The organism is Pseudoalteromonas sp. 11L1 (assembly GCF_055397545.1).
Genome location: NZ_AP041141.1, coordinates 114,888 through 141,428, shown reverse-complemented (window position 1 = coordinate 141,428; position 26,541 = coordinate 114,888). Strand labels below are relative to the sequence as shown.

Below are 26,541 nucleotides of genomic sequence, written 5' to 3'. Positions count from 1 at the left end.
ATTTATTCTATTGTTGCTCTTTTTTTAGATTAAAGTAATTGAGTTGCACTCTCATCTCTGTTGCTTGTTCTGCCATTTGTCGTGCTGCTGCCATTGTTTCTTCTGTAATAGCTGAGTTTGCCTGAGTTAGCCCCGTTAAACGTTGTACAACAAGATTGACCTCTTTAATTGCTTGCTCCTGTGCGGAGGTAGAATGCGCTATATGTATTATATTTTTACTAACATCGCTAACAGCTTGCATTATGTGTTTTAGTTTTTTTCCTGAGGTGTCTGCTAATTCAGTCCCAAGCGCTACTTTTTGATTACTATTTACAATAATACTTTTTATCTGTTTCGCAGATTTAGCACTACGTCCAGCTAAATCACCCACTTCATTAGCGACTACAGCAAAGCCCCTTCCGTGGTCGCCAGCCCTAGCAGCTTCTACGGCGGCATTAAGTGATAGTAAGTTTGTTTGAAAAGCCAGGTTGTCAATAACCGTAAGTATTTCGTTTATGTCTTTACTGGCTTCATTCACTTCATCAATCGCGCTAACAGTCTGTATTGATAATTGGTTTCCTTCTTCTGCAATTTCCTCAGCATTGCTTGCTAATGCCACGGCACTTTTTGATTGTTCAGATACTTTAGTTAGCTCATCTAGCATTTGCTCAGTACTTGAGCTTGCCTCTTCAAGGTTGGCAGCTTGCTCTTCTGTGCGTTTACTTATTTCAGTATTGCTTGAAGCTATTTCACCTGCATTTTGCATAACCTGGCTCGCTGACACTTGAATCTCTTGAATGACATTGGTTAATTTATCGATAGTCGCGTTTGTGTCGCTTTTCAGGGTATTGAATACGCCTTGATATTGCCCTTCTATATTTTTGGTAAGGTCACCTTTAGCTAAGTTTGATAAAACGCTACTTACTTCATTTATAGCCAGTGAAACTAATGAGGTAGACTCATTAACATTATTTTTTAAATCTTCTAATTGGCCCTGTAGTGGCTGTTTTAATTGATGAGAAAAATCGCCGTTTGCCATTGCAGCCATTACTTGATTGAGATCATTTATGACGTGTTCTAGATTAGTAACTGATTGGTTTATATCTATTTTTAAACTGTTTAGTTGGCCAGTCATGGTTGATGAAATAGTATGATCAAAACGCCCCTGACTAATTGCTAGCATGACTGATGAAATTTCAGTTAAAGCATTATCAATAGCCGTGATTGATGTATTAATATTACTTTTCAACTGCTCCAATTGACCGCTGGCTTCACCTTTTATCATTTTTTTAAAGTCACCCTTACTAACAAAGGTCATGACTTCACCTATTTCATTCATTACATTATTTAAATTAGCCATGCTGGAATTAATATCTTGTTTTAAGGTATTAAGTTGTCCAGCTAATGGGGCGTCTAATTGCGCTGAAAACTGGCCTTGTCGTAATGCACTCATAACGTCACTAATACCATCTATGGCAATGCTTAAGCTATTTACTGAGTTATTCACGCTGTCTTTTAGCTGGGCAAGCTTTCCTTTAGCAGGGTAAGTAATTTGCTCTTTAAAGTTACCTTGCTCTACGTTAGCCATAATATCTACGATACTATTCATTGTGTTATTTATTGAGGAAAGCGATTGGTTAATATTACTTTTTAAGGTGCCTAACTCGCCTGACATTGAGGCATTAATTTGAATATCAAATTGACCATCAGCCATAGCAATCGCAATGTTATTTAACTCGTTTATTGCACCGTTTAGTGAACTCGCACAATCGTTGGTTGCTTGTTTTAACGTATCTAACTCTCCTCGACATAGTGCTTCAATACGTTGATCAAATTTACCCGCAGCCATATGATTCATAACACGATTTGTTTCACTAATAGATAACTGCAGAGCATCAAGAAGAGTGTTAAATGCTTGAGTACTTACGCCTATCTCATCCCTTGAATAGACAGTTGCTCGTAATGAAAAGTCACCTTGTTGTTCAACTTTTTTCATCGTATCAGCCAGGGCATGTATTGGTTTTGTTAATGTTCTCGCAAACCAATATGCGGCAATAGTAACAATGAAAATAGTGATTAAAAGTATAATAATGAGTTGTTGAGAAAGTGTGGTTATCGACTCAAAAGCTTCTTGTTCGTCCATTTCTGCTATGAGGGCCCAGCGAATATTAAATACATTTACTGGTGCAAATGCAGACAGCACCATCTCATTGTTATAATCACTTATCACATGCTGCCCTTTCTCATTTTTTAATGCTTTGATTACAGATAAGGTATTCACTGTGCCTTTATTTGGATTTCTAAATGAGCTTTCTACAGAGTGATTTATCGGATCAATATAAGAGTCAGAGCGCATTAACCCTTCAGGACCAACAAGGTAGGTCTCTCCGCTTTCACCCAATCCGTCACGCTCTTTCATGATTGAATTGATATCTTCAATCGATAATTGGGCGGCTAAAATAGCAATCGTTTTACCATCAACAACAATAGGCTTACCTATAAAGCTCGCAGGGGCATTATATGAAGGGGAGTACTGTTTATAATCTGCAAATGCAATTGTTTGTGGGTTGCTGCTATCTTTTAATTGTTGAAATAAACTCGCTAAATTACTTTTAGCATAGGGCCCTGTTTGTAGCGATGTGGCAAAGTCGACTTCTTTATAAACGGAGTAAACAATATTGCCATTTGTTGGGTCGATAATGAAAATATCGTAGAACTCATTTATATTGGTCATATCTCGTAAATAAGGGTGATATTGGCGGTGCACTTGCTCGTAAGAGTCTGATTGCTCGGTTGCAGTTAGTTTTTGTTTTTCACCAATTGGATTTGGGTTATTAGCCAAATAACGAGACTGCAGCTCAATACTTTTTGGATTCATTTGCTCTAACGGGGATGATGAAACTGTATCTGTCGGGTTTAGCTGTTTAAATTTTGGAGTAAAAGACTCTTTATAAAAGCGATTTAAAGACTCTGATGAGTTTGAAGGGGAAATATCATTAAATCCTTCTATAAACTTTGTCGCCATATTGGCCATTTCTGGATTTGCTTGTAGCACATTAAGCTTTTTTTCAATATTGATAAAATAGCGTTTAACAGCGCTTTGTTTTACTTCACTCACAGCGTCTAATCGTGAATAAACCTGTTCTGTCATCGAGTTTGAGGCTGTATTAATTGCAACAACAATAATTATTGTTATTGGTACTAGGGAAACAACTAAAAAGGCGGAGATAAGTTTTTTTGTTAAATTTAATGAGTTAATAAATTGATTAATCGTGTTCATTACTATGTCCCTGTAATAAGGATTTACCTCAAATGAGCATAGAACACAATTTGTGAAGATCTAGTTAATAATTAAAGTAATGAGTTTTTATTATAAAATAGCCAAAGCGGATTCAGAGCACTTTTAATTTTAATGCAACTACAGCATGCTCTTTTAGCGGTTTAGTTTAATAAAACGTAGGAGCATTTAAGCGCTCCTACATTTGTTATTTAATCGATATGTTAACGTTGAAAAAGCAAGCTATGTTAGAGCGCTAGTAAACTGTGCTCTAACATAGTTTGAATTTGTTTTACTATTTTAGCTTCGGTTTCGGGTTCAAACTGAGCAATTCGCGGGGTGTGAATATGCCCTGTCGGGATATCTGAGTTTAGCTGGTTACGAAGGCGAATACTTCGATACGAAATTTCGTTAGATAAATAACCACCGCCACCGCCGCGCACTGCAGTTGACTCTTTTAATTCGTCAAAACTGTTAGGCTCAAAGTCTTTTTTGAGGGTAATAACATGGCGGTTATCATTAATCGCAAAAGAGCCTTTTGCCTTTAGCATAGCGCTAACAGGTAAGCTAAATTCTACAAACTCAGTTCCGGGTAATGGGCGGTCGTGTAAGCTTGGAATGAGCGGCGCTGTTTTGGTACCGCCATATACTATATTGGCGTTGTCGGGGGCTGTTACACTGCGGCGCTTACCTGGAAAGCGCTCAAGATCAAAATCCTTACTACCCATACTAACGGTAACCACCATATCCACATTATTAAGTGCGTAATAAGGGGCAAGTAAGGACTCTATGATGCCCTGATCAAAGTCTTCATATCGCACAGGCACCATTACAGTGTTTATTTCAGCACTAATCCCTTTATAGTTTATTACTTGGCCATCAAGAAGCAACGCAGCTACGCCCGATGGGTTACTTTGGTTTATATTTCTATCAAGTAAAAATGGGTCAAACCCAGTTAGTAGTATCTTTTTAGTGGTGTTTTGTGAGTAGCTTAGGTCTGTGCGACCTCGGCTTCCCTTTTCTAGTAACGTTAATAACACTGTTTGCTGCGCGGTGCTCAGCGAAAATGCAGGTTTTGTGGTACGAATTATTTTACTTGATTGTAAGCGAGCCCAATAAAGCGCGCGATCATCTAAGTTTTGCGTTGTAGCGATGCGTTTTTTTGCACTAAACCATAATCGTTTTGAGTAGTCATTAACGGCATCTACGGCTTGTGCATAGCTTGAGAGTGACTTGAACTGCTGCTCAAATTGATTAACTTCGCTGGCAAAAGCGCTTAGTACGGCTGGCATCGCTTGGCTGGCTTTTTCAATTCGCAATTCTTCTGGGGTTAGCGGTGTGTTTAAATTGGCTAAAGTACTAAAAGAAGAAAATATTAAACTTGTGGCAATCAGTGTTTTTATCATGATGTTCCTATACTAAGTCGTATTTGTTGCCTACTATCCTATGCCTAATAAGTGGGTGCAAATAAAATCGTTGGTTGGTTTTATGTTGAAAGCAGTATAAAACAGGCGCTAAATCAAAAACTACGGGTATTTTATTAAAAAAGAGTCTTAACTCTGTGATGGGTTTAGCTACAATGGGGCTGTGTATTTTTTAGTTTTTTACTTTTAGGCAGCTATGCAACTTATTCAAATAGATAAAGCACGTTATCGTAAACATTTAAATCGCGTTATTGTCGGCTGTGCAGCAGGTTTAGCTGTGGGCAGTTTAGCAATTTCACAAACCTTAATTGCATTATTTCCCGATGAAAGTGGTAGTCATTTTCATTGGAACTTATTAGGCGTAATTGTTACGAGTATTGGCATTGGCTGGTTGTTAAATAAATACCGAACACATCCTTTTATGACCGAGGTGGTGTATGTGTGGGAGCTTAAAAAAGCGCTTAATAAAATCACTCGTAAAATGGCTAAGCTAAAAGCGGCGGGACGAGAAGGTAACCCCGATGCATTATTGGCGATTCAATATAGTTATGCGGGCTCACGATTATTATGGCAGCTTGACGATAACACCATCACTATGGATGATTTAGCGATTAAACAAGCCGAGTTAGATAGCGTTGCGGCCAAGTTCAACTTAACCTTAAATGCTGATGACTACAATGATGCAATTTTAAAGCAGTTTTAAGTTATAGGGATTGCAAAAATCATAACCCTCTAAGGCCTTCTGCTTTTTTCTTACGTATGAAAAACACGTATGTTTAGTGCTTAAGCAACTGGAAGGCTAGCAAAAACTATTAGCCTCATTAAAATAACGTTTATTACTGATTTTTTGCAAAAGCTTGGGAGTCATAAGTGAAAAGAGTACTAATAGTGTGTTTGGGAAATATATGCCGTTCACCTACCGCAGAGGCGGTATTAAAAGCTCGCGCTAAAAAGTTAGGTATTGATCTGCTAGTGGACTCGGCAGGGACTATTGGTCATCACGAAGGTAATCAACCAGATAGGCGCTCAATGCAGGCTGGTGAAAAACGCGGTTATAGTTTTAAAGGTATTTTTTCGCGCAAGGTGCGTAGTAGTGATTTTAGCGAGTTTGACCTTATTTTAGCAGCCGATAAACAAAACCTGTCGGATTTAACCGCACGTTGCCCTGAACATTTGCAGTACAAGCTTGCGTTGTTTTTAGAGTATGGCGAGCAAGCACAAAGCGCAATTCCCGATCCTTACTATGGCGGTGATGATGGCTTTGAAAAGGTACTTGATTTAATAGAGGCCGCCAGCGATAACATTTTAGCTAAGTTAAAATAGCTATAATGATAAATTAAAAGGCGCTTGAAGCGCCTTTGGTATGTTATTAACGGTTTACTTTAAAGTCGAGCTGTACTTTGGAAGTTGCTGCAACCGCTTTTCCATGCTCAAACTTAGGGGCATAGCGCCATTGCTCTAATGCTTCTACTGCCGACTTTTCAAAGGCCAAGCCACCCTCAGAGCTAAGTACTTGCAGATTTTTTACAAAGCCAGATTCATTTACTTCAAACTCCATAACTACGCTGCCATCTTTGCTAAATCGCGCTTTGTTTTTTGGGTATTTAGGTTCAACGCGGTATAGTGGTGTTTGCTCTTGGCTTTCTTTCCACGGCACCATTTTAGCTATCGCGATACAGTGTTTAGTGGCTTCATCACTTTTGCCTTGTTTTTCATACAAGCCAATTAATCTTGAATGTGCGGTAAGCTCGGCGGTGTGATCGTAATTTAAGCTTTCATCAAATACCTTTACTACGCGATTAAGTCGTTCAATTGCTTGAGTATATCTTTTTCTACCCTCAGCAAACGACGCCATTAAAAAGTCAGCTTTTATTCGTTCAACCGAGTTTTCAGGTAAGTTAGCTTGATAGTACTCATCGGCTTCTTCTAAGTAGTTTTTAGCTTCATGGTATTTTTCGTAGCCGAATTTATTGGCTAATATGGTTGCCGCTTCTAATTTCATGTCAGCCAAAAATTTAGGTTTGTTTTGCGTGTTTGCTATTGCAGTCACTTGATCTAAATAATAATCCGCTTTTTGAGCTGAGGGCGCAAAATTAGCCATACCAACTAAAGAATCAACGGTTTCTAACGATTTTTTACCATGGTTGTTAACAGAAATAGTATAGGCTTGCTGGTAAAGTGAAAAACGCTTTTCAATCCATTTTTTGCCATAGCCATTAATTGATTTTGCATAGTTAATAGCTAAGTTTGCGGTGTTATCTGAATTATCACCGTAAATAGATTTACCTAATGTATAAGCACGCTCGGCAGTTTGTTGTACATTGTCTGCAGCTTTAACCGCATCCAGGTAACTTTGATAAGCATTGTTAAATTCTACTTGAGAGGTAGTTACTTGCTCTGCCTGTGAGGTGGAACACAGTACTGATAAACTTAAACCTATCAGTAATACACGTTTATTGAGTTTCATAATGGTCCTTATTATTTGTCGGTGGCAAATTAGCAAACCTTTGTGTATTTGTCATTATTTTAGGTAAATTAAGGTCAGTACACGTTACTAATATATTTATGCTTACATATTGAAAATAGCCGCTGTCGTCGCCATATATTTGCCATAAACAGTATTGTACTACGGTGTATTTATCTTGTTTTGTGATATTATCACTTTATTGTCGTGTCGTAGTTATTTAAATATTTGGATTTGTCGTGGCGCAAGTAAGAGCAAGAGTCCAGCTTAATGTTGGCAAAAACAGTGATATCCCTGCAGAAATAGTGTCATTTACTGACTTGAAAGATGGCCAAGAGCATATTGCTATGGTGTTTAATAACGCCGATACCGAGCAAGGTGTTCCGCTTATTCGTATGCACTCTGAATGTTTAACTGGTGATGTATTTCACTCGTCACGTTGTGACTGTGGTGAGCAGTTAAACGAGTGTATTGAAATGATGCATGAGCAGGGCGGTATTTTACTTTATTTACGCCAAGAAGGGCGTGGTATTGGTTTATATAATAAAATTGATGCGTATGTACTGCAATCACAAGGTATGAATACTTACGAAGCTAATAACCATTTAGGTTTTGCTGATGACTTACGTGACTTTTCAGATGCAGTGTTAATGCTCAATGCGCTTAATTTAAAGCACGTTAAATTAATGACTAATAACCCTAAAAAGCTCAATGCATTAAAAGATGCAGGTATAGAAGTTGATTCTGTTGTGGGTACTCATGCTCACATTAAAGCTGGGCTTTCAGGTAATAAAGCGTATTTAGAGACAAAGATTAAGCATGGCTCTCACATGCTAGATATTAAGAAAATTAAAAAACCTTAGGGTCTGTTGACCTTTCAAGGTTAAATTTGCAGCAGTTTGTTTGGTATTTAGGCAAGGCAGAGCCTATGTGGTGTGGTTATTCCCCATAAATAGGCGATAACGCAGCATCAATGCCAAACAGGCGCTGCCCGAAGGGTTCTGCCTAGGGGCGATTTACTCTTTGTTGCCTACATGGATGTAGGTAAGGGGCGTGAGCAGGACGCGGAAGCTTTGCTCGGTTTTGACTTAGCCCACTAGGTTACAAACCTCGCGCCGCGATTAAATCGCCCCTAGTTTGAACAAATTTTAATCCGTAAAGGGCAGCAGACCCTAATATTAACGGCATTTATCGCCGCCACCTATGTAATACCAACCAGCGCCGAGTTATACTCGGCGTGTTTTGTTTTAATTAAGAGCAAGTATGTCTACACAATTACGAATTTTTAAAGCGGATGCGGCATTAAAATGGTTTAAAGCGGGTTGGCTAATTTTTAAAACTCAGCCATTAACTTTTATTTTTATGCATTTGTTTATTGGCATTGTTGGCTTGTTGTCGTTATTTTTGCCGGTATTACAAATAGCTGCAGCATTGGCTACACCATTTTTAACCGCTGGTTTTTATCAAGCCGTGCTTACCAAGCAGCAGGGCGGAAAAATTATGTTAGCCGACATTTTGAAGCCCTTTTCAGCCAAAGGAAATCGGTTAGGCTTATTTCGCTTAGCGCTTTATCAAATGGGGGCCGGTATTTTAATTGCCCTGCTTGCCAATGGGTTATTTGCTGATGCAATGGCGGTTATGACACAGCCAGACCTAGATCCAAACACCGCCGTTAGCCAAATGCTTGAGAGTATTTCGCTTGCAAACGTGGCATTGTTTTTAATTGCGCTCTCAATTTACTTTACTTCGTTTGCCTACGCAGTACCGCTGGTTTATTTTAATAAAGAGCAACGTATTTTAAATGCCTTAAAAAGTTCGTTTATGGTGTTTTATTATAATATTTTACCATTAAGTGTTTATGGTATTATTTGCGCATTATTAATGGTGGTGTCGATGTTCTTATCGCTACTACCGCTGTTGATTTTAATGCCAATTTGCTACATTAGTTTCTTTGTATCTTATCAGGCTATTTTTATGCCCGTTGTGCCACCAAGTGATGACAGTAACATTAAGCCTTTAAGTAGCGAGCAAAGCGGGCGCTTTGACGCTTAATGGATGATACATTAAAACAAAAGTTAAAAAACTATGTGCTTTGGTTACTAGGAAGGCAAGAGTATTCGCGCCGAGAGTTAACTCAAAAGTTACAGCAAAGAGAAGCAACCGATGAATTCATAGAAAACCTGCTTGATTGGTGTGAAAAGCACAACTTTATTAACGAGCAGCGTTACTGTGAAGGGTTTGTAAGAAAACACATATTTAAATGCCATGGCTTAAAGCGAATTCAAAGTGAAGCCATGAGTAAAGGGATTGATAGAGCACTGCTTGAAACAGTGGTTGATGAGCTGGAAATAGATTGGTTTGAGCTCGCGCAGGAAGCGTACAACAAAAAATATTCAACGACACCGGCAAACCTCGAGTACAAAGAAAAGGCTAAGCGCGTGCGCTACTTAATGTATCGAGGTTTTAGCTATGATCAAATAAATTTTGCAATGCAAGCACAGTAAATACAGGTGAGACTTTCACATGCAGCATATGACTACCGCACAAATTAGGCAACAGTTTTTAGACTTCTTTGCCAGCAAACAACACCAAGTTGTTCCTTCTAGTTCGCTTATACCGGGTAACGATGCCACGTTGTTATTTAATAATGCCGGTATGGTGCAATTTAAAGATGTATTTTTAGGCGCCGAAAGCCGCCCTTATACACGCGCAACTAGCTCTCAGCGTTGTGTGCGTGCTGGTGGTAAACACAACGATTTAGAAAATGTTGGTTACACAGCACGTCACCATACCTTTTTCGAAATGCTAGGTAATTTCAGCTTTGGTGATTACTTTAAGCAAGATGCAATTAAATTTGCGTGGGAGTTTTTAACTGAGGTTGTAAAACTACCAAAAGAAAAGCTGTTAGTGACCATTTACCATGATGACGAAGAAGCCTTTGGCTACTGGGCTAACGATATAGGTTTACCTGAAGATCGTATTATTCGTATTGCAACGAGCGATAATTTTTGGTCTATGGGTGATACCGGCCCTTGTGGTCCATGTTCTGAAATATTTTATGATCACGGTGAGCACATTTGGGGTGGTCCTCCGGGCACTCCTGAAGAAGATGGCGACCGTTTCATTGAAATTTGGAACTTAGTATTTATGCAATACAACCGTCAAAGTGACGGGACTATGGAGCCACTTCCTAAGCAATCTGTTGATACTGGTATGGGCCTTGAGCGTATTTCAGCTATTTTACAAGGTGTGCATTCAAACTACGAAATCGATTTATTCCAAGGCTTAATTGCCGCCGCTGCAAGCGTTACCAATGCACAAGATATGGATGATAAATCGCTTCGCGTGGTGGCGGATCATATTCGTTCGTGTGCGTTTTTAATTTCAGATGGGGTTATGCCATCAAATGAAGGCCGTGGTTATGTATTGCGTCGTATTATTCGTCGTGCAGTACGTCACGGTAATAAGTTAGGTGCTAAAGGCGCGTTTTTCTATAAATTGGTTTCTGCACTTATTGAGCAAATGGGTCAAGCGTACCCAGAGCTTGCTAAGCAACAAGAAATTATTGAAAAAGTACTGCGTATTGAAGAAGAGCAGTTTGGTAAAACGCTTGAGCGTGGTTTAGCTATTTTAGAAGAAAGCTTGAGTGATTTAACCGGGGATGTGATCCCAGGTGACTTAGTATTTAAACTTTACGATACCTATGGTTTCCCTGCCGATTTAACAGCCGATGTAGCGCGTGAGCGCCAAATGACCATTGACCATCAAGGTTTTGAAGCATGTATGGCAGTGCAACGTAAAACAGCACAGCAAGCGGGCAAATTTGGTGCAGATTATAACGAGCAATTAAAATCAGACAAGCATACTGATTTTAAAGGCTACGATAGTAATCATTACCGTGGCACTGTGGTAGAAATTTTTGCCGGTGGCGAATCGGTATCGTTATTAGAAGATGGTCAGCAAGGTATTATTGTTTTAGACCGTACTCCGTTTTACGCTGAATCAGGCGGCCAAATTGGTGATAGCGGTACAATTACTGTTGCCGGTGGTGAGTTTAATGTAACAAATACCACTAAATTGGGTAATGCTTTTGCTCATCATGGAACAGTTCAAGGGCGTATTGGCGTTAACGATAAAGTGGATGCGACTATTGACGATGCGCGTCGTGAAAGCATTAAGAAAAATCACACAGCTACGCACATTTTACATGAAGCATTGCGTCAGCTTTTAGGTGAGCACGTATCGCAAAAAGGCTCACTTGTGCAGCCAGATCGCCTGCGTTTTGACTTCTCACATTTTGAAGCAGTGACCAAACAAGAACTGCGCGAAATTGAACGTGTAGTAAATGACGAAATTCGTCGTAACTTTGCACTTAACACTGAGCTAATGGCAATTGATGATGCTAAAGCAAAAGGTGCTATGGCATTGTTTGGCGAAAAGTACGATGACGAAGTACGTGTAGTAACCATAGGTGATTACTCAATTGAGCTTTGTGGTGGTACACACGTAGAGCGTGCAGGTGACATTGGTTTATTCAAAATTGTATCTGAAAGCGGTATTGCTGCCGGTGTTCGTCGTATTGAAGCGGTAACCGGTGCAGAAGCAATCGCGTATGTTAATGAACAAGAACAGCAATTAGCAGATGTTGCCGCGCTTGTAAAAGGTGACAGTGCGTCAGTACTTGAAAAAGTAACTGCCTTACTTGAAAAGTCGAAAGGACTTGAAAAGCAAGTTGCCCAACTTAACGATAAACTAGCCAGTGCGGCAGGTGCATCATTACTTGATTCAGTGGTTGAAATTAATGGGGTTAAATTGTTAGTTGCCAACGTTGAAGGAACTGAATCAAAAGCGCTTCGTGGCATGGTTGATGACCTTAAAAATAAGATTGGCTCAGGCGTTATTGCTTTAGGTGTTGCCAGCGGTGATAAAGTAAGCCTAATTGCGGGTGTAACTAAAGACTTAACCGGTAAAGTAAAAGCGGGTGAGTTAGTTAACCACATGGCAGGCCAAGTAGGTGGTAAAGGCGGCGGTCGTCCAGATATGGCGCAAGCAGGTGGTTCTGAGCCACAAAACTTAACTGCAGCACTTGATAGTGTAACAGCTTGGTTAACTGAGCGTACTTAAGCTTAAGTGGCACTTATAGTTCAAAAATTTGGCGGCACTTCGGTAGGCTCAATAGAGCGTATTGAAGCGGTCGCCGACCTTGTTGTTAAAACTAAGCAACAAGGCCACCAAGTGGTGGTGGTGCTTTCGGCAATGTCGGGAGAAACCAATCGCTTAATTAATCTTGCCAAACAAATCGACTCTCGCCCGAGTAGTCGTGAACTCGATGTATTACTCAGTACCGGTGAACAAGTCTCTATAGCTTTATTAGCGATGGCGATTATTAAACGCGGCCATTCTGCGGTAAGCTTGTTAGCCGATCAGGTGAATATATTAACCGATAACATGTTCGGTAAAGCCCGTGTAGAAGACGTGGCTGCAACGCGTTTAAAACATGAACTTGAACATAACCGTATTGCTATTATTGCCGGCTTTCAGGGGCGCGATATTGAGGGTAACGTGACTACGCTTGGGCGTGGTGGCACCGATACCTCTGCAGTTGAAATAGCGGGTGCAATAAAAGCGGATGAATGTCAGATCTATACTGATGTTGATGGCGTATATACAACAGATCCTCGTATTGAACCTAATGCACGACGTTTAAGCCATGTAACCTTTGCCGAAATGCTTGAGCTGGCTAGTTTAGGTGCTAAAGTGCTACATATTCGCTCTGTAGAGTCGGCTGGTAAGCACAATGTACCATTAAGAGTGTTATCTAGCTTTAAACCTGATGAAGGTACATTAATTAGTTTTGAGGAGAGCGATGTGGCGAGTAACGTTGTGTCGGGTATTGCATTTAATCGAGACGAGTGTTTGATTAAGGTACATGGAGTACCGCAAGGCACAAAAGCGCTTGCAAAAATTTTGAAACTTTTTGCAGATAATGGCATCGAAATAGATATGATTAATCAAATTAATCATAAAGTTGAAAAAGTCGACTATGCTTTTACTGTGCATTTAAATGATTATTTAAACGCACTTGATTTGTTAGCGGCTGAGCAACAGCAATTTGACGCACAGGCAATTGACGGATTAACTAATGTGGCGAAAGTGTCAGCTGTGGGTATGGGGATGAAATCTCATTCTGGGGTAGCGAGTTTATTTTTTGATTCGTTAGCACAAGAGAACATTGATGTGATGTTTGTTTCAACCTCAGAGATAAAAATTTCAGTTTTAATAGATGAGAAATACCTTGAACTGGCTGTTCGTGCATTACATAAGACATTTTTAACAGAAAATGAATAGATTGAGAGTTTTTACTTACTTTTTAGTCTAATTTTAATTAAAATGTGTTGCGGAATCTTATAATTTTATTGGAACATGGGAGCAAGAGAATGCTAATACTAACTCGTAGAGTAGGCGAGACCCTTATGATTGGTGACGAAGTAACCGTTACTGTTCTGGGTGTTAAAGGAAATCAAGTTCGTATCGGTGTTAACGCACCTAAAGACGTATCAGTTCATCGTGAAGAAATTTACATGCGCATACAAGCTGAAAAGTCTAACCCTAATCCGGGCAATGCTTAATCAAGATAATATAAAATGTGTTAGTTAAAAACTATGACATTTATAAAAGCCACTCACTGAGTGGCTTTTTTGTTAATAAAATCAATGGTTTCTTCGTTGAGTATTGCCTTGGAAATGTACTGCATACCGCTTTTACTTTTTAACAATAGGCCGCAATCTGTAGTAATTACTTCATTAATGTCGTGCCAAGCTAGCTGGTAATTTTTGTAATGATTGGTTGATTTTATTCCGTCCTCGTCGAAGGTAAGGGTTACTTCAGAGCCTGACGCTCTGCTAAGCATTTGCCTTGTTACCCACCAAGGGCGGCGATAATAAAAAGCAATGCACTCAAGTAAAGCTAACATAAGCAAGAATGTACCAAGGTAATGATCGCCTAAACCATAAATGCCAAATAACCCTAAAACCACAAGTAGCGCCAATAAAAAATATTTAGGTTGTGCACGCTTACTATAAGGCAGCGATTGGTCGAAGCATTCATAAAAATAAGGTTTATCGAGTTTATAAGTTGTTGTAAAGACCATGTGTTTGCACTTAAAAGCTATTTTTTATTATTTTAGCTTAATGCGAAGCTTAAAAGGGGAAATGACTAGAAACTATTTATATTTTAGGCATAAAAAAACGACCCGCAGGTCGTTTCTTAGCTAAATAAATAATATTAGCAATTTGTCTCTTCGGCATTAACGCCTTCTTTTACTTCTTCACAGGTATCTTCTACCTTGTTTTGAACATCTGTCACGGCTTCGTCAATACGCTCACCGGCTTCTTCTGCATGATTGTCTTCACAACCCATAATAAATGCACTTGCGAATAGACCAATAGCTGCTGCTTTAAGTGTTGATGATTTCATAATGTAATTCCTTGTATATAAATTTAAAAAGAGAGTTCGTTGTTTCTTATCTACCTGGGGCTTTTACCACGTAAAGCGCCAGAGACAAGTGAAATAACCAGTAAAACTAAAAAGATAAAAAATATGATCTTAGCAATTCCTGCTGCGGCTCCTGCAATACCACCAAATCCTAAAACGGCTGCGATTAGTGCGATCACCAAAAATGTAATTGTCCAGCGTAACATTGTCATCTCCTTGATTTATCTAAGTGTTAAAGTGTTGTTTTTATATAAGCGAGTAATGTGCCAGTATTTTATTTTGTTTTAAATCAATGGCTTATTTCTGTTTTTCGCGATTGGCTTTATATTGAGTTGGTAATTTTTACGATCTTATCGGTAACTTATTCACAGTTGTCTCTGATGAGATAATAAATGGTTGTTGCTGCTCTTTATTTTGGTAAGACCAATTAACATTTGTTTTGAAGGTTATTAGTGGGTTAGTACAATAGGTTTGTTTTATATGTGTTTTTACAAAGTATAAATGTTTTTATATATTCTTTGTTTATAACGAACATTTTTAGCATCTATATATCTGGGTTAAATAAGCTATTTTAGATGGTGTTAACCTTATTGGTGATATGTTACTTTTAGATTAATTGGTTTTACCAATTTACAACCTGTAGACAAAATAATAGTTTTTGTTACTATTGGTGAATAGTTATTTAAATAAACCGATTTTTTATGTGTTTGGTTTTAAACAGGGGAGAATTATGGATATAGGGGCTTTACTCACAACTGCAGGCAATTTAATGCTAACAGGCATGGTGGGTGTGTTTGTATTTCTTTCTTTATTGATTGGTGCAGTGACACTCATGTCTAAGCTGGCTCGCAAGTTTTCTCAGCCAGAACTAGCAGCTTCACAGAGAACACCATCTTTTAAATCTCAAGGTGTGCCAAATGAGCACATCGCTGCAATTAGTGCTGCCATTGCTCAGTACAAAACAAATAATAATTAGAGGAGCATACCAATGGCTAAATTAAAAATAACAGAACTCGTACTTCGTGACGCACATCAGTCACTCTTAGCTACCCGCATGCGATTAGACGACATGTTACCTATTGCAAAAAAAATTGATGACGCAGGTTATTGGTCTATAGAATCTTGGGGTGGAGCTACCTTTGATTCATGTATTCGTTATTTAGGTGAAGATCCATGGGAGCGTATTCGCGCGCTTAAAAAAGCGATGCCAAATACACCACAGCAAATGCTACTTCGTGGTCAGAACTTATTGGGATATCGCCATTATGCTGATGATGTGGTTGAGAAGTTTGTTGAGCGTGCACACAAAAATGGCGTAGACGTATTTCGTATTTTTGATGCCATGAATGATGTACGTAATTTGGAAACAGCCATAAAAGCGGCGGTTAAAGTAGGGGCACATGCGCAAGGTACAATTTCTTACACAGTAAGCCCTGTACATACATTAGATATGTGGTTAACACTTGCTAAGCAGCTTGAAGAATTAGGTTGTCATTCAATTTGTATTAAAGATATGGCGGGATTGCTTAAGCCTTACGATGCAGAAGAACTCATTAAAGCGTTAAAAGAAACGGTTTCCATACCTATTGCTATGCAATGCCATGCAACAACGGGTTTAAGCACCGCTACTTATCAAAAAGCGATTGATGCCGGCATTGATATGCTCGACACAGCTGTATCGTCTATGAGTATGACTTATGGTCATTCAGCAACTGAAACAATTGCTGCAATTGTGGAAGGGACCGAGCGTGATACCGGGCTTGATTTAAACCACCTAGAAGAAATTGCCGCTTACTTTAGAGACGTACGTAAAAAGTATGCTGCGTTTGAAGGCAGCTTAAAAGGTGTCGATGGCCGAATTTTATTAGCCCAAGTGCCAGGTGGTATGTTAACTAACATGGAAAACCAGCTTAAAGAGCAAGGTGCTGCTGATAAACTAAACGAAGTGCTACTTGAAATTCCACGAGTACGTGAAGATTTAGGCTTTATTCCACTCGTTACACCTACCTCACAAATTGTTGGTACTCAAGCGGTATTAAATGTACTCACTGGTGAGCGTTATAAAACCATTACCAAAGAAACTGCTGGCGTATTAAAAGGTGAGTATGGTTCAACACCTGCACCAATGAATAAAGAGCTTCAAGAGCGCGTACTTGATGGCAGTGAAGCAATTACCTGTCGCCCTGCAGATATTATTAAACCTGAACTTGAAACTTTAGAAGCTGAGTTAAGCAAGCTTGCGCAGGAGCAAGGGCTAACTTTAGCCGATGAGCAAATTGATGATGTACTTACCTATGCATTATTTCCACAGATTGGTTTGAAATTTATTAAAAACCGTAACAATCCTGATGCATTTGAGCCTGTTCCTAGCGCTGATGATAACGCCAATAAAGCACCTGAAAAATCAGCGGCAAACAATAAAAGCGTTAAGGCAGAGCAATACAGCGTTAAAGTAGACGGTAAAGTATACGATGTCGTGGTTGCTCAAGGTGGTGAGCTAAAAGAGGTGACGTTAAAAGACTCAGAGCATATTCCACAGTCAGCATCGGTTGCCTCGGGTGAAACTCTAAATGCACCACTGGCCGGTAATATTTTTAAAATTAAAGTAAAACCCGGTCAGGTAGTCAATGAAGGTGATGTGGTAATTATTATGGAAGCCATGAAAATGGAAACCGAAGTACGCGCTATGCATACCGGTACGATTGCTGAGGTGCTTGTTTCTGAGGGCGATTCAGTGTCAACCGGCGATGCAATGATTGCACTAGCTTAAGGAGTAAATAGAGGATGGATGGTATTTTAAACCTCTGGCATGCCACAGGCATTGCTAACTTTACATTTCCTGGGCTGATCATGATTGCCGTTGGTTGTTTGCTATTATTTTTAGCAATTGCCAAAAACTTTGAGCCGTTATTGCTACTGCCCATTGGTTTCGGAGCTATTTTAACTAATATTCCAGTAGCTGGTTTATCAGATCCAGGTGGCTTACTTTACTATGTTTATTATGTTGGTATTGATACCGGTATTTTTCCGCTATTAATATTTATGGGAGTGGGGGCCTTAACTGATTTTAGTGCCTTGATTGCCAACCCGCGTATGTTGCTATTAGGTGCGGCAGCGCAGTTTGGTATTTTTGCGACGTTATTTGGCGCTATTTTACTTAACTTTATTCCGGGATTTGAATTTAGCTTACAAGATGCTTCTGCAATTGCGATTATTGGTGGTGCAGATGGGCCAACCGCTATCTTTTTAGCGTCAAAGCTGGCCCCTGATTTACTGGGCGCTATAGCGGTAGCTGCGTACTCGTACATGGCGTTGGTTCCTATTATTCAGCCACCTATTATGCGTGCGTTTACAACGCCTGAAGAACGTAAAATTCAAATGCCAGAACTGCGTAAAGTATCTAAAAAGGAAAAAATTATTTTCCCACTGATGGTGCTTACCTTAACTGCTATATTCTTACCTGCGGCAATTCCGCTGGTTGGTATGTTCTGTTTAGGTAACTTAATGCGTGAGTCGGGTGTAGTTGATAGGCTCAGCAACAGTGCGCAAAACGAAATCATTAATATCACCACCATATTTCTAGGACTTGCAGTGGGCTCTAAGCTTGCTGCCGAGCAGTTCTTAACAGTAGAAACTATTGGTATTTTGGTACTGGGTGCACTGGCGTTTGCTATTGGTACAGCCTCAGGTGTATTTATGGCTAAAGGCTTAAATAAGATATCAAAAACCCCCATAAACCCATTAATTGGTGCTGCGGGTGTATCCGCTGTGCCTATGGCAGCACGTGTTGTTAATAAGGTTGGGCTTGAAAATAACCCGCATAACTTCTTATTAATGCATGCCATGGGGCCTAATGTTGCAGGGGTGCTTGGTAGTGCTGTTGCGGCAGGTATTTTACTCGCTCTTGTGGGTTAAATATAATTTAGACTCAACCTATTAGCGCAGTTTACTGCGCTTTTTTTTGCATAAAATTCACTGTTTTGACTTAAGCGGTTTCTTGTATAGGGTTTTTTGTTTAAAGTAATCACTCTTCATTTTTTAAAGGGCTGTCAAAATGTTACACACTCCGCTGGCAAAATATCTCCCGAATGTAAGCAAACTTGTTTTTGGCTGTATGGGTTTGGGAGGCGCATGGAATAAAGATGCGATTACCAGTGCGCATTTACAACAAACTCATTCATGCATAGATGCCGCCATTGAAGGCGGAATTAATTTTTTCGATCATGCTGATATTTATACCTTAGGCAAAGCCGAACATGTTTTTGGTCAAGCTCTGGCTGAGCGACCAGAACTTAGAGAGCAAATGTATATTCAGTCTAAGTGTGGTATTCGCTTTGCTGATGATCAAAACCCACAACGTTATGACTTTTCAGCTGATTGGATTGAGCGCTCGGTAGAAGGCTCATTAAAACGATTAAATACTGAATATTTAGATATACTTATGCTGCATCGCCCAGATCCTTTAATGGAAGTAGAGGAAGTTGCACAAGTATTTAGTTGTTTAAAAGAAAGTGGCAAAGTGCGTCATTTTGCGGTGTCTAATATGTCGCAATATCAAATACGGTTTTTGCAACGCGCTTTAGATATGCCGATTGTGGCCAATCAAATCGAAGCGAGTTTACAAAAACATCAATGGGTTGATGAAGGCGTTTATGTGGGTAATGCCGATGGCAAGGATATTAACTTTACCCCAGGCAATATTGAATATTGCCGTGAGCATGAAATTCAGATTCAAAGTTGGGGCAGTTTATGCCAAGGCTTATACTCTGGTGGTGATTTATCAAAGGCCTCGCCTGCAGATATTAATACCAGTATTTTAGTCAGTAAGCTTGCTATACTTTATGGTACAACAGCAGAAGCTATCGTATTAGCATGGCTGCTGCGCCACCCAGCATCAATTCAACCAATTATTGGCACTACTAACATAGAGCGAATAAAAGCATCCTGTGATGCGGTTAATGTTAACTTAAGTCGTGAGCATTGGTATGAGCTATATATCAGCGCGAAAGGCTGCGCTTTACCATAACCTAGTGTAGGGTGATGATATGAACATATTTGTTATTTTAATTAGCTTAGTCATTGCTTTGGTGATCATTATTCCGTTACTGGAAAAATACCAAAGTAAAATGGGGCTTGAGAGCGCTACTAAATATAGTAAGTATATCTGGCCACTGGTGATGATCTCTTTGGTTGTGCAGCTTATTTATGTACTCGTAAATTAACTCTGAAATCTAGCACCAAGCAGCTTAGATACAATGGGTAATTCGTGAAACTATTCAAATATCTATGCTGGTTGATATACTCATGACATACAAAAAAGCCTTTGCGGGTTATCCCTGCAAAGGCTTTTTTATTTAATTATTAAACTCTTTATTTAAGTGCCAACTGAAGTTCTCGGTTACGCTCAAGTTGCGCAATAAAGTTATCAGCAATAGGCTTAAACTTAGCAAGCTCTGAGCGTGGTAATGGCTCAGATTTAGGTAGTTTCACAGTTTTGGGGTTACGATGAACACCGTTAACTAAAAACTCATAATGTAAATGTGCCCCAGTTACTCGACCTGTTGAGCCTACAGTACCAATTTTCTCACCTTGTTTGATTTTTTGCCCTGTTCTAACTAGACGTTTGTTAAGGTGTAAGTACTTAGTAACGTATTGTGTACCGTGGCTTATAAATACGTAATTACCGTTATATTTACTGTAGCCCGCTTTAATAACTTTACCATTACCTGATGATACAACAGGCGTGCCTGTACGCGCAGCATAGTCAATACCTCGGTGTGCTTTTACTTGTCCTGTAACAGGGTGTAAGCGGCGAGGATTAAAGCTTGAGCTAATATATTTAAAGTTTACCGGTGCACGTAAGAAGGCTTTTTTCATACTACGCCCTTCAGGGGTATAAAAATTACCGTCGGTGTGTCGAATTGCTGTGTAACGTTCGCCTTGATTTATAAATTCTGCGGCAATAATCTTACCGGTGCCAATAAATTCACCATCAACAAAATGAGATTCATATATTAAGCCAAATTCATCACCTTTACGGATGTCATTTGCAAAATCCACGTCCCAACCAAATATATCGGCAAAGTTCATGATTTGGCGCTCACTTAAACCAGCAGCAATCGCTGACGTCCAAAAACTGCTAGAAATTTCCCCACCGGCGGTTTTGCTCAGTGTTTCTATTTCTTTGCTGTCAATTGAAGTATCGTATTGGCCTTCGTCATTAAGGGTGACATATAAGGTATCTGTTTTAGATATAACGTAACGTAACTGAGCCAACGAACCATCTTTTGCAGTAGCAAAGCTTAGTGTTTCACCTGGATGAATTTTGGTAAGCTTGCGTGTTTCAGCATTTGTGTTAACCAGTTTATAAAGCGTTTGCGCAGAAAAACCAGCGCGCTTAAAAATGTTCGCTAAATTGTCACCATTTTTAACAAGGTGATCAACAAAATCATATTCTGGAAGCTTTTGTGCTGCTTGCTCTGAATTTAAGTCAGTGAGTTTTTCGTTTTCACCTACTTTTATTTGTAATTCGTAACGCTTACCAATCTCTAGCGTGTTCTCGCTATTGTCTTTGGATGCAGTGGCTTTTTCAGAAGGTAAAAAGGCTAAGGCAACAATAGCAGAAACCAAACCTAGAATAAGCATTTTGTGTTTTTTGGGGAGCGTGTTAACCACGTGGACCATAACGTGCCTTTTTCTGCTGTCAAGATAATAAATAGATTATATTGCAGGATATAACGAATAATCTATGAATACTAGTATTTTGTAGATTTAAACTCGCGTTAAATTAAGCTAAAATCATAGGGTATTCAGGCTGTTTGTGTGTAAAGTTGAATAACAGCACTATTTTATATTCTTGGATACTTTGCTTTTTCATCGTAATGTTAAATTAGCTTTTAAAACGATTTAATTGCGAGAAGTGATTAATTTACAAACTGTTTTTTGGTTTGTTATAAACACTTCTAGTGTATTATTAATCGCTCGTTTATATCCCTTTTTAGAACGTACGCCCTGCATTATAGTTGATGCTGCGATTAGTTAAAAAAGTTGTTCTAATTAAGTGGAAATTTGTTATGTTAGCTAAATAGTTTTATTTGCTTTGTTATAACGCGCTAGCAATAAATCGTGAGCATATTACACCCCTTCGTTGTCAGAATTTTTTGGAGTAACACACAGTGGATTTACAAACCGCTCTAGCAGAGATAAAACGCGGTGCAGAAGAGATATTAATTGAAGATGAGTTAGTTGAAAAATTAAAGTCGGGGAAAAAGCTAAAAATTAAAGCTGGTTTCGATCCTACGGCTCCAGATTTGCACCTAGGTCACACTGTACTAATTAACAAAATGAAAACCTTTCAAGATTTAGGTCATGAGGTTATTTTCTTAATTGGTGACTTCACCGGTATGATAGGCGATCCAACGGGCAAAAATGTTACCCGTAAGCCACTGACTCGTGATGATGTGCTTGCTAATGCTGAAACCTATAAAGAACAGGTTTTCAAAATTTTAGACCCAGCTAAAACAACCGTCGCTTTTAACTCTACCTGGATGGAGACATTGGGCGCGGCTGGAATGATAAAATTAGCAGCTCGCCAAACTGTGGCACGCATGCTTGAGCGTGATGACTTTAAAAAGCGCTATGCTGGCGGTCAATCTATCGCAATCCATGAGTTTTTATACCCACTAGTGCAGGGCTGGGATTCAGTCGCACTTGAGTCTGATGTTGAGCTAGGTGGAACTGATCAACGCTTTAACCTATTAATGGGTCGTGAGCTGCAAAAAGATGAAGGTCAAAAACCACAAACTGTACTAATGATGCCTTTACTTGAAGGGACTGATGGCGTTCAGAAAATGTCAAAGTCACTAGGAAACTACATAGGTATTACTGATACGCCTAGCGACATGTTTGGTAAAATCATGTCAATTAGTGATGTACTAATGTGGCGTTACTATGACTTGCTAAGTAGCCTTTCTATTGAGCAAATTGCAGCGCAAAAACAGCGTGTAGAGCAAGGCACTAACCCGCGCGATATTAAGATTGAATTAGCGAAAGAGTTAATTGCACGTTTTCACAGTGAAGCCGATGCGCAAGCTGCTCATGATGACTTTATTCAGCGCTTTCAGAAAAAAGCACTACCTGATGAAATTCCAGAGCTGACAGTTAATATTGATGAAGACACTATTTTAATTGCTAACTTACTAAAAGAAGCTGGCTTAGTGGCGAGTACTTCAGAGGCCATGCGTATGATCAAACAAGGCGCAGTAAAGCTTAATGGCGAAGAAAAAATTACCGATACCAAATTGGAAGTAGCAAAAGGAACAACCGCTATTTACCAAGTAGGTAAACGTAAGTTTGCAAATATTACTGTAGCCTAAAGCTTCAGAGATTATAAAAACCAGCTTCGGCTGGTTTTTTTATAACTGATCAAAAAGTTAGAACAGCCCTAATAATTTCAACGCTAATAATAATTAGTAGCCAAAAAAAACGGGCTTGATTTAGGGTATTGAGTAGCTTTGGCATATCATCGGCAATTGGCAAGCGTTCTACACCGACCCGCATTTTATTGAAACGCTGCTCAATATAAATAGCAGGCCCACCAAGTTGCACACCTAAAGATGCAGAGCACACACTTAATAACCAACCTGTATTTTTTTGATAAAAATGTCGGCCATAATGCTTAATATAATGCATGCTTTTTTTACTGGCTTTAAGTGAAGCTATTGTCAGCGCGAGTAACCGAATGGGAATGTATTCAATAATAAAAAGAATCAGTTTAAGCGGCGTCAAAAAAGAACTGTCGGGAGCTATATCAGTGCGCCACGCTTGTTGGATTAAGGTAAGCAAGCGGTAGGCGAGAGTAGCAATGGGGCCCAATAGTAAAAAAATGAAAATAACTACAAAATAATGACGTGCCGTTCTTAGTATGACACTTTCCATAACCGCTTTAATAATCCCTGGGTTTGAAAGTGCCTTAACTTCTCGGGCTACTAGTGGTTTTAATAATTCTCGAGCAGTTGATTTTTGATTTTTTTTGGTCAATTTCGCAATACGTATCGCTTTTTTATTTATGCTACTGCTTTCTAGGCACAAGTATAAAATAAGACCGGATAGTAGTTCAGGGTAAAAGGCAAACTCCAGCAGTAAAACCACAATAATCATAATCACAGTTAGAACAAGTGTGCTTGCTAGTAAAGCGGCTAAATAATGATATTGTTTGCTGTCTGCTTTTTTATAAACACGCCGGCCAATTGCGTTAAAAATGGCAGAAAGTATATGATTAGGGTGATACCAGCTAACTAAAGGTAAAAAGCGCTCAGCTAGGAGCGCACAAATAAATACAATAAAGTCCAAATGATTTTGAACAATATTATTGAGCATTTACAGCGTAACCGCTGTTAACTTTTCTAGTAATGCCACAACCATTTTTGATGAATTAATAGAGGCTGTTTCTAAGTACTCTTCAAATGATTGCGGTGACTCTTTGCCAGCAATATCAGACATTGAGCGAATAACAACAAATGGTGTGTTAAGTGCAAAACACGTTTGTGCAATTGACGCACCTTCCATTTCTACTGCTAGCATTGTAGGGAAGTCATTGCGTGTTTTTTCAATGCGAACAGGGTCACACATAAATGAGTCACCAGTACAAATTAAACCAACAAGCGTTTTTACTTCGCTGATTTGTGCAATTGTTTGCTCAGCGGCTTCTACTAGCTTAGGGTGTGCTGTAAAGCCTGCAGGCATTTGTGGTACTTGGCCAATTTCGTAACCAAACGCTGTTACATCTACATCGTGATGACGAACTTCTGATGAAATCACTACATCGCCAACGTTAAGCGAAGGGTCGAAACCACCGGCAGAGCCTGTGTTAATAACACAATCAGGCTTAAAGTTATCGATAAGTAAAGTGGTTGCAATAGTTGAAGCAACTTTACCAATGCCTGATTGCACTAAAGTAACAGTATTACCAGCAAGCTCACCAGTATAAAACGTAAAGCCTGCTTTGGTTAAAACCTGTGGATTTTGCATCGCTTCGCGCAAAATTTTAACTTCTGGCTCCATGGCGCCAATAATACCAACATTCATAGTGTTAAATTCCTAAGTTTGAATAGCCTGATTATACGTGAAGTCTGCTATAAAAAACAAAAAAGCGAGTCATTTAAAATGCTCGCTTTAATAGATTGCTTTAACTCAGTAGTTATATTTCAGCAAGGGCGGTTGAATGTGCTTTTGCTTGAGAAGGTGATAATACCGCAGGCTTATGGACTCTAGTACGAGTCGGGCGTGCAGGTTGTGATTTAGCAGGCTTGCCTAATTTAAACATAATGGCATCGCGAACTTCACTTGGGCGGTAGCCTGACTTTACTTTCATACGAATATGTGGAATGCCAGCGGCTTCTAATGCACCGTTAACAAACCAATCACGCTGTGCTTTGTGACCATCTTTGTTGGCATTATTAACTAAGTCAACCGCAGCCACTATGGTCATTTTTTCTTTGTCGACTAACACAAAGTCGAGCTGTTTGTTTTTTGCTTTAGCTAATGCCGCACGTTTAGATTTGACAGATAGACCTTGTTTACAGTCAATCACATCTATTAGTTTAACGCGACTAACAATTTTATATTGGTCGCCAACAGCGCGTTCTAATAAATTCAGAAACGCCCCTTCTACTTGGGTAAATACACTTTGCTTACGAGTAAAAGGATAAGGGTTTCCGCCGTCATCACTAAATTTTGACGCAACTACAGATGCCCCAACAACTAGCACTAATATTAATAATAAAGCGAATTCCATACGGTAACTCCATAACAACAAATTGACACTGCTTTTCTAAAGCAATTTATGTGCCCAAATAGTTGTTATGGTTATTTTAGATGCCGTTGGTGTTTATAGTGCTGTGTATCCGCCCTCTATACCTTTTACTGCAATCGCAACGGCATCATGCGCATGCAGAGATTCATAGTGGTTAATTTGTAAAAAATAGTCGCTAAACTGTTTTGCTTCTAAGGTAGTTTTAATTTTTCGTGCTGCGTCTTCACAAAACATCAAGTTTTGACCATTTAAACGAGCAAACTCTTGTTCGTCTTCACGTTTTACCGCGGCTTGTACTGGTGTTTTAAGCTCATCTTCTAGTAAGTTTATTAAGTTAACTACATCAAACGCTTGAATGTTTTGATCTAGCTTTACTTTAACATTAGCAATAGAACGCTGTGAATGCGGGGTTGCTACAATGCCTTGAGTTGTTCCAAGCCACTCTAAAACCTCTGATTGAGTTAGTGTTTCTTGAGCAAACTTTTCGCTAAACGCATTTTGGATAAGTTGACGAGCAAGGGCTGCAGAGCAGGGGCAGGTTGATGAGTAAGTAACATCAACACTTAGCTCAAAACTAATAACACCTTGGTTTATAGTACTGGTAAGTACAACTGGGTAGCTTTTCCAGCCGGCTTTGCCACTAAGTAATGATTTACGGCGCAGCGGTAATTCAAATTTAAATTCGATTTGTGCTTTATCGCTTAAGCCTTTATGGCTGGTGATAAAGGTATCTAATGCTTGTGCTAAGGTGTGCGGGTTGACCTGTTGCTCCGTTGAGAGGTGATCAAGTGCTAAAAACAGACGCGACATGTGGATGCCTTTGGCATCTTCTTGGTGTAAATTAACAAAAGCGCGAGCTTTTGCATTAACAGTAACTGGAGCTAAATCAAGAGATTCAAAAATAAAAGGCAGCTCTATATCGCCCATTCCTACCCAGTCTAATTTACCTGTTTGTAATGCTGCAGCTGTGTTAGCAATATCTGGCATAGTCGTTTGCATGATACGTTACTCGTTATTTGCAATATTTAAAACATCACATTTTACACTAAATAAAGAATTGCTGAAATGCAGCAAATAACAGCAAACATGA

The 26,541-nt window shown here is 39.3% G+C and carries 25 protein-coding genes; 14 read left to right on the top strand and 11 right to left on the bottom strand.

All coding sequences use genetic code 11. The features are described 5' to 3' along the window. Positions 1-7: 7 nt before the first annotated feature. Together ACZ5WS_RS00660 and ACZ5WS_RS00655 are read right to left on the bottom strand one after the other, a co-directional pair. On the bottom strand, positions 8-3,259 hold the full coding sequence (locus ACZ5WS_RS00660; RefSeq protein WP_464709970.1) for a methyl-accepting chemotaxis protein: 3,252 nt from the start codon (positions 3,257-3,259) through the stop codon (positions 8-10). A 245-nt stretch (positions 3,260-3,504) separates the two neighbouring features. Then, positions 3,505-4,662 (bottom strand): hypothetical protein, encoded by a 1,158-nt coding sequence (locus tag ACZ5WS_RS00655; RefSeq protein WP_464709967.1) that lies wholly within the window; start codon positions 4,660-4,662, stop codon positions 3,505-3,507. Positions 4,663-4,876: 214 nt separating this feature from the next. Between ACZ5WS_RS00655 and ACZ5WS_RS00650 the strand changes: the two genes are divergently transcribed. Next, on the top strand, positions 4,877-5,383 hold the full coding sequence (locus tag ACZ5WS_RS00650) for a DUF3087 domain-containing protein (RefSeq protein WP_178955075.1): 507 nt from the start codon (positions 4,877-4,879) through the stop codon (positions 5,381-5,383). A gap of 167 nt (positions 5,384-5,550) precedes the next feature. Continuing rightward, positions 5,551-6,003: a low molecular weight protein-tyrosine-phosphatase gene (locus ACZ5WS_RS00645; protein ID WP_290170871.1), complete on the top strand. Its 453-nt coding sequence runs from the start codon at positions 5,551-5,553 to the stop codon at positions 6,001-6,003. Between the two features lie 46 nt (positions 6,004-6,049). On the opposite strand, the gene ACZ5WS_RS00640 is transcribed toward ACZ5WS_RS00645, so the two are convergent. Next, on the bottom strand, positions 6,050-7,147 hold the full coding sequence (locus ACZ5WS_RS00640; RefSeq protein WP_464709960.1) for a TonB family protein: 1,098 nt from the start codon (positions 7,145-7,147) through the stop codon (positions 6,050-6,052). Positions 7,148-7,383: 236 nt separating this feature from the next. Between ACZ5WS_RS00640 and ACZ5WS_RS00635 the strand changes: the two genes are divergently transcribed. From ACZ5WS_RS00635 to csrA, 6 genes are all read left to right on the top strand, one after another. Further along, positions 7,384-8,007 carry a GTP cyclohydrolase II gene (locus ACZ5WS_RS00635; RefSeq protein WP_290170873.1) on the top strand — a complete coding sequence of 208 codons (624 nt, stop codon included), beginning with the start codon at positions 7,384-7,386 and terminating at the stop codon, positions 8,005-8,007. A gap of 400 nt (positions 8,008-8,407) precedes the next feature. Then, positions 8,408-9,196, top strand: a complete 789-nt coding sequence (locus tag ACZ5WS_RS00630) for a BPSS1780 family membrane protein (RefSeq protein WP_138604928.1) — start codon at positions 8,408-8,410, stop codon at positions 9,194-9,196. Next, entirely contained in the window at positions 9,196-9,648 is a 453-nt protein-coding gene (locus ACZ5WS_RS00625; RefSeq protein WP_138604929.1) for a regulatory protein RecX, read from the top strand. The genes ACZ5WS_RS00630 and ACZ5WS_RS00625 overlap by 1 nt, the downstream gene beginning before the upstream one ends. Positions 9,649-9,667: 19 nt before the next feature. Then, a complete protein-coding gene (gene alaS / locus ACZ5WS_RS00620; protein WP_138604930.1) occupies positions 9,668-12,268 on the top strand; it encodes an alanine--tRNA ligase in 2,601 nt (866 codons plus the stop codon). Between the two features lie 6 nt (positions 12,269-12,274). Continuing rightward, entirely contained in the window at positions 12,275-13,492 is a 1,218-nt protein-coding gene (locus ACZ5WS_RS00615) for an aspartate kinase (RefSeq protein WP_198521958.1), read from the top strand. Positions 13,493-13,581: 89 nt separating this feature from the next. Beyond that, positions 13,582-13,773 (top strand): carbon storage regulator CsrA, encoded by a 192-nt coding sequence (csrA, locus tag ACZ5WS_RS00610; protein ID WP_004587515.1) that lies wholly within the window; start codon positions 13,582-13,584, stop codon positions 13,771-13,773. A gap of 53 nt (positions 13,774-13,826) precedes the next feature. Here the strand turns inward: csrA and ACZ5WS_RS00605 are convergent, their stop codons facing one another. The 3 genes from ACZ5WS_RS00605 to ACZ5WS_RS00595 all read right to left on the bottom strand — a co-directional run bounded on the left by ACZ5WS_RS00605 (position 13,827) and on the right by ACZ5WS_RS00595 (position 14,844). After that, a complete protein-coding gene (locus ACZ5WS_RS00605; protein WP_138604932.1) occupies positions 13,827-14,294 on the bottom strand; it encodes a YcxB family protein in 468 nt (155 codons plus the stop codon). A 134-nt stretch (positions 14,295-14,428) separates the two neighbouring features. After that, complete coding sequence (locus tag ACZ5WS_RS00600) at positions 14,429-14,620, bottom strand: hypothetical protein (protein ID WP_008115136.1); 192 nt, start codon at positions 14,618-14,620, stop codon at positions 14,429-14,431. Positions 14,621-14,670: 50 nt separating this feature from the next. Further along, a complete protein-coding gene (locus tag ACZ5WS_RS00595) occupies positions 14,671-14,844 on the bottom strand; it encodes a DUF1328 domain-containing protein (protein WP_002961939.1) in 174 nt (57 codons plus the stop codon). A gap of 524 nt (positions 14,845-15,368) precedes the next feature. On the opposite strand from ACZ5WS_RS00595, the gene ACZ5WS_RS00590 reads away from it, so the two are divergent. The 5 genes from ACZ5WS_RS00590 (at position 15,369) to ACZ5WS_RS00570 (ending at position 19,860) form a co-directional block, all read left to right on the top strand. Continuing rightward, the gene (locus ACZ5WS_RS00590; protein WP_464709948.1) at positions 15,369-15,614 is read left to right on the top strand and encodes an OadG family protein; all 246 of its coding nucleotides are present in this window, start codon (positions 15,369-15,371) and stop codon (positions 15,612-15,614) included. Positions 15,615-15,626: 12 nt separating this feature from the next. Beyond that, complete coding sequence (oadA, locus tag ACZ5WS_RS00585) at positions 15,627-17,408, top strand: sodium-extruding oxaloacetate decarboxylase subunit alpha (protein ID WP_010390815.1); 1,782 nt, start codon at positions 15,627-15,629, stop codon at positions 17,406-17,408. A 14-nt stretch (positions 17,409-17,422) separates the two neighbouring features. After that, positions 17,423-18,553: a sodium ion-translocating decarboxylase subunit beta gene (locus tag ACZ5WS_RS00580; protein WP_008115142.1), complete on the top strand. Its 1,131-nt coding sequence runs from the start codon at positions 17,423-17,425 to the stop codon at positions 18,551-18,553. Positions 18,554-18,692: 139 nt separating this feature from the next. Beyond that, on the top strand, positions 18,693-19,664 hold the full coding sequence (locus ACZ5WS_RS00575; RefSeq protein ID WP_178955087.1) for an aldo/keto reductase: 972 nt from the start codon (positions 18,693-18,695) through the stop codon (positions 19,662-19,664). Between the two features lie 19 nt (positions 19,665-19,683). Continuing rightward, the gene (locus tag ACZ5WS_RS00570; protein ID WP_010390817.1) at positions 19,684-19,860 is read left to right on the top strand and encodes a hypothetical protein; all 177 of its coding nucleotides are present in this window, start codon (positions 19,684-19,686) and stop codon (positions 19,858-19,860) included. A 148-nt stretch (positions 19,861-20,008) separates the two neighbouring features. Here the strand turns inward: ACZ5WS_RS00570 and ACZ5WS_RS00565 are convergent, their stop codons facing one another. After that, entirely contained in the window at positions 20,009-21,322 is a 1,314-nt protein-coding gene (locus ACZ5WS_RS00565) for a peptidoglycan DD-metalloendopeptidase family protein (protein WP_178955089.1), read from the bottom strand. A 491-nt stretch (positions 21,323-21,813) separates the two neighbouring features. Between ACZ5WS_RS00565 and tyrS the strand changes: the two genes are divergently transcribed. Beyond that, positions 21,814-23,013: a tyrosine--tRNA ligase gene (gene tyrS, locus ACZ5WS_RS00560; RefSeq protein ID WP_178955091.1), complete on the top strand. Its 1,200-nt coding sequence runs from the start codon at positions 21,814-21,816 to the stop codon at positions 23,011-23,013. Positions 23,014-23,062: 49 nt separating this feature from the next. Here the strand turns inward: tyrS and ACZ5WS_RS00555 are convergent, their stop codons facing one another. The 4 genes from ACZ5WS_RS00555 to folE2 all read right to left on the bottom strand — a co-directional run bounded on the left by ACZ5WS_RS00555 (position 23,063) and on the right by folE2 (position 26,450). Further along, positions 23,063-24,016 (bottom strand): cobalamin biosynthesis protein CobD/CbiB, encoded by a 954-nt coding sequence (locus ACZ5WS_RS00555; RefSeq protein ID WP_290170877.1) that lies wholly within the window; start codon positions 24,014-24,016, stop codon positions 23,063-23,065. After that, a complete protein-coding gene (gene mtnN, locus ACZ5WS_RS00550; protein WP_138604939.1) occupies positions 24,017-24,724 on the bottom strand; it encodes a 5'-methylthioadenosine/S-adenosylhomocysteine nucleosidase in 708 nt (235 codons plus the stop codon). It abuts the gene before it with no gap. A gap of 112 nt (positions 24,725-24,836) precedes the next feature. Then, positions 24,837-25,433 carry a DUF2726 domain-containing protein gene (locus ACZ5WS_RS00545; protein WP_138604940.1) on the bottom strand — a complete coding sequence of 199 codons (597 nt, stop codon included), beginning with the start codon at positions 25,431-25,433 and terminating at the stop codon, positions 24,837-24,839. A 93-nt stretch (positions 25,434-25,526) separates the two neighbouring features. Next, a complete protein-coding gene (gene folE2, locus ACZ5WS_RS00540) occupies positions 25,527-26,450 on the bottom strand; it encodes a GTP cyclohydrolase FolE2 (RefSeq protein WP_138604941.1) in 924 nt (307 codons plus the stop codon). Between the last annotated feature and the right edge of the window lie 91 nt (positions 26,451-26,541).